Consider the following 5299-nt stretch of genomic DNA (forward strand, 5'->3'; position numbering starts at 1 on the left):
ACAAGTTGCTGCGACTGGTCAGGTTTTGGCTCAGCTTTTTGGGGCTAGTAATACTATTACTGCTCTCGATTTTATGAATTTGGATAGGTAAGAATAAAAGCGCATTTTATCGGGGGGCTTTTGCCGATATTCTACAGGCTCGTTTTTTTAACTTAACCTGACTTGTAGAATATTTTTAACTCAACGAACATCAAGCTCGTGACTTATTTGATGTTCTACAGAACGGCTACCCAGAAATTGGTTTTAGTGAGTAATTCATTCCTGATTAAAGTCAAAAAGCAGAATTTATCACGACCAAACTTATAACGTTTATTTTACACAAATAGATACTATTTGATATAGGACTAATTGAGTACGATAAAATTGGTTTGTTATCTTGACTCAAGTCCTAATAAACGTCTGAGGGGTTAAACCCCTTATTACTACAAATACGAACAATTGTCAACTAGCTGGTGCAAACAAATTTTGCACCTCACGGCGTAATTTTCTTACATCTGGCGCGTTTTTTTTATACTAATATACTAAAATAATTCTGCGCCTAGTCAGAATTGGCTAAAAAAACGCCTGATTTCCCAGGTAAATCCAGCTAACTGCTACTTTGGGAAGATGTCGATCAAAAAAATATCGCAGTAAATGGAACTTGTTAAGTATGCGAAGCCGAGAAATTAGCAAGTATAAATTTCCCATTAGCAACTAACAATAATATTTACGACTTAAGGTTGACAATTAACACGTCAAGGAGCTATCTACCTCATGAAAAAATCAGGGTGCAACTACTCTTCGCAAATTAACCAATCAAGTTGCGATCGCCGCGACACTTACTGCATAAAAAGTTCTTGGATTGGGGCGTCGTTAGTGGGCGATCTGGCGCCGGATATTTCCGGTTTAACAAAAGCGATTCGGGGTGTCAAGACTGCAGGTAAAAAACATTTAGTTTGCATAGATCCGAGGGTAGAGAATTATCAGCATCTTGCCAGCGGAGTCAAACCAGGGACAGAGATAATTGTCCTCGATAGAACTCTGGACGGAGTAGAACAAATTACCGAGATTCTAGCTAAACGCAGCTCCATTGCCAGCCTTCAGATTGTTGCTCACGGCAATGAAGCTTCCGTGCAACTGGGGTCAACTTTACTGAAGAATGAAAACTTATCAAAGTACGATCGGCATTTGCAACAGTGGCACAATGCCTTTAGCGGAAAAGCCGATATTTTATTATTAGCGTGCAGGGTTGGGGCTGGAAAATCCGGGATTGCTTTCGTGCGGAAGCTGAGAGAATTAACAGGCGCAAATATAGCGGCTTCAAACAATCTAATTGGCAGTGCAAAATTAGGAGGAAACTGGCAATTAAATGTTACAGCAGGACGAGTAAAAACAGCAGTAGCTTTTGAAATAAACACCCAGGAAAATTACAGCGGTGTCCTCATTAATTTAGTGGACGAAAGTTTTCAAGACGCACGTCTAATCGGGCCTTGGATCTCTGGGGTAACAGGCACGTCAGACGCTCCAGCTTTAACAGCAGGAACCGGCACTGAGAATTTTCCGGGTTTGAACATAGACCCGGTTGGCAGCGGGGCGTTGAGATTAAGTACAAGAACTTTTGACCAATCTACTTTTGTCATCTATAACAGTCAGGTTCCCGTCAACAGCGGTCTTAAAATTGTCTTCGATATATTTGCCTACGACGGCACTGCACGTAATAATTTAGCAGGGCAGACAGGGGACGGTATAAGTTTCTTTTTAATTGACGGTACTGTGACGCCAACAGTAGCTGGAGGCTATGGAGGTTCTCTCGGCTACGCCCAAAATACAGATACAAATCAGTCCGGTTTACGGGGAGGTTATTTAGGAATTGGATTGGATGAATTCGGAAATTTCTCAAGTACAACTCAAGGGCGTGTAGGCGGACTTCCGGGGGGGCTTAGACCCGATTCGGTAACGCTTCGAGGTAGCGAAGTTAGGCAATATCAATTTTTAACTTCTACGTTTGTGCCGCAGGGAATAGATAATATTCCGGATACGGTAAATCCTCTGCCTCCAAACGGGCCGGACAACACCATTACCAGCAATCGCGAAGCAGCCAAAAGAAGAATTCAAATTATTTTTTCACCTCCGAATTCTGCAACGCCAAACCGTCTCACTGTTAACTTCGATCTCAACAATAATGGTTTGTTTACAGATCAGGGCGAGACTATTATCGACATTGCCAATTTAGAGAACATAAACGGGCCAATCCCGGCAACATTCAAATTTGGTTTTGCCGGTTCAACGGGAGATGCTACCAATATTCACGACATTCGCACTTTGTCGATCCAAACTATAGACGTGCCGCTTACTACAGCAGATGTTGCCTCAACGAAAAAAGGCCCGTTGGCGGCAGCACCGGGTAGCAGCATCACTTACACAATTACGACGGTAAATAACGGCCCGGACGCCGCCGAAAACGTGGTGGTTGAAGATCAATTGCCCGTCGGGGCAGTATTTGGCAGTGCCGACGGCAACGGCACTTTCAACCCGACAACGAGACTGGTTTCCTGGAGTATTCCGAATTTACCTGTTGGGGCCACAGCCACCCGCACCGTAACTGTTACGACCCCAACTACACTCGGCCCTATTACAAACAGTGTATTCAGCAGCAGCAGCACGATCGATCCCGTACCCGGTAACAACAGCGGCAGCAGCCCGGATGCGAGAGTCACGACAACTATTACGAACGATAGCGCCGATGTAGTGACGCGCAAAATTGGGCCGGCTACTGCGATCGCGGGTTCGACTGTTACCTACACAATTACGGCGACTAACAGTGGGCCGAGTGCGGCAACCAATGTGACGATCGCTGACACCATTGTTCCTGGTTTAACAGGAGTCAGCGTCTCCGAGGGCGGAAGTTACAACCAAACTACAGGTATTGTGACTTGGACGGCGATCCCATCCCTAGCCAGCGCAACCAGCACCAACAGAACCGTCAGTTTCGCAGTTCCCGCCACCGGCGGCACCGTCGCCAACACTGCTAGCAGCACCTCGATTACCCCAGACCCCAATCCCGGCAACAACAACGGCAGCAGCCCCGAAGCGCGAGTCACCACGACGATCGCCGATAGCGCCGATGTAGTGACGCGCAAAATTGGGCCGGCTACTGCGATCGCGGGTTCGACTGTCACCTACACAATTACGGCGACTAACAGTGGGCCGAGTGCGGCAACCAATGTGACGATCGCCGATAGCATTGTTCCTGGTTTAACAGGAGTCAGCGTCTCCGAGGGCGGAAGTTACAACCAAACTACAGGTATTGTGACTTGGACGGCGATCCCATCCCTAGCCAGCGCAACCAGCGCCAACAGAACCGTCAGTTTCGCAGTTCCCGCCACCGGTGGCCTCGTCGCCAACACTGCTAGCAGCACCTCAACCACTAATGACCCCAATCCCGGTAACAACAACGGCACCAGCCCGGATGCGAGAGTCACCACTACTATCGCCGATAGCGCCGATGTAGTGACGCGTAAAATTGGGCCGACTACTGCGATCGCGGGTTCGACTGTCACCTACACAATTACGGCGACTAACAGTGGGCCGAGTGCGGCAACCAATGTGGCGATCGCCGATAGCATTGTTCCTGGTTTAACAGGAGTCAGCGTCTCCGAGGGCGGAAGTTACAACCAAACTACAGGTATTGTGACTTGGACGGCGATCCCATCCCTAGCCAGCGCAACCAGCGCCAACAGAACCGTCAGTTTCGCAGTTCCCGCCACCGGCGGCCTCGTCGCCAACACTGCTAGCAGCACCTCAACCACTAATGACCCCAATCCCGGCAACAACAACGGCACCAGCCCGGATGCGAGAGTCACCACGACGATCGCCGATAGCGCCGATGTAGTGACGCGTAAAATTGGGCCGGCTACTGCGATCGCGGGTTCGACTGTCACCTACACAATTCTCACCGAAAACAGAGGGCCCAGTACCGCCACCAACATCACCGTTACAGACAGCATCGTTCCCGGTTTAACGGGCGTCACAGCATCCAACGGCGGTACTTACAACCCAGCGACAGGCATTGTCAGCTTTCCGTCCATTGCCAGCTTAGCTGACGGCGTGACCGTCAGCCGGAGAGTCACATTCCCAGTCTCGGCGACCGGGACTCTCAGCAACACGGCAAGAAGTACCTCAACCACTAATGACCCGAATCCCGGCAACAATAACGGCAGCGATCCCCTCGCAACTGTTACCACCAGCATCGCCTCTGCGCCGACTCCGACTCCCCCACTCCCACCGACTCCGACTCCGACTCCCGCCAACCTACGGCCGATAGCTAGCAACGTCAACCTCGAAATCGCCCCCAGCAGCATTGTGGCGATCGCAGGACTGGGAGGAAGCGACCCCGACGGGTCGATCGCATTTTTCACGATCGACACCGTCCCACCAGCAAATGAAGGGCTGGTATTTTTAGGCAATCCCGATACTGGCGGCAGGATTGTCACCGTCGGTCAAATTCTGACACCTGCTGACATTAACCAATTATTTTTCCAATCGACAGCCAACTTTACAACAGCAAATTTCACCTACAGGGCTACAGATAACCTCGGCGCTACCAGCCCCGCCAGCGCTACTGTATCGGCGCTGCTGCCGGTGGCAAACCAACCGCCCGTAGCTAACAACGTCAACCTTGAGATCGCCCCCAGCAGCGCTGTGGCGATCGCAGGACTAGGCGGCACAGATCCAGACGGTTCGATCGAATCCTTCACCATCAACACCATCCCACCAGCAAATGAAGGGCTGATATTTTTAGGCAATCCCGAAACAGGTGGCAGGATTATCCGCGCCGGTCAAATTCTGACACCTGCTGAGATTAACCAATTATTTTTCCAATCGACAGCCAACTTTACAACAGCAAATTTCACCTACAGCGCTACAGACAACCTCGGCGCTACCAGCCCCGCCAGCGCTACTGTCTCTGCCATTCCCCTGAACGAACCAACACCAACACCCGCGCCGGAACCAACACCAACACCAACACCAACACCACCAACACCAACACCACCAACACCAACACCAACACCAACACCACCAACACCAACACCAACACCAACACCACCAACACCAACACCAGCCCCAGCGCCAGAACCAACACCCGTACCCGTCCCCGCGCCAGAACCAACACCAGCCCCAGAACCAACACCAACACCACCAACACCCACACCACCAACACCCGTCCCTGGGCCGGAACCAAAACCCACACCCACACCACCCGTCCCAACACCAACACCAGCCCCAGAACCAACCCCCATATTCAACCCAGTACCCGAAC

Annotated in this window: 1 protein-coding gene; it reads left to right on the forward strand. The window is 50.5% G+C overall.

Translation table 11 applies throughout. The features are described 5' to 3' along the window. Positions 1-753: 753 nt before the first annotated feature. Positions 754-5299 (forward strand): DUF4347 domain-containing protein (locus QUA50_RS28995; RefSeq protein ID WP_333268744.1); only part of this gene is annotated, 4546 nt, incomplete at its 3' end.

The sequence above is a fragment of the Microcoleus sp. M2_D5 genome (assembly GCF_036701935.1).
GTDB lineage: Bacteria > Cyanobacteriota > Cyanobacteriia > Cyanobacteriales > Microcoleaceae > Microcoleus.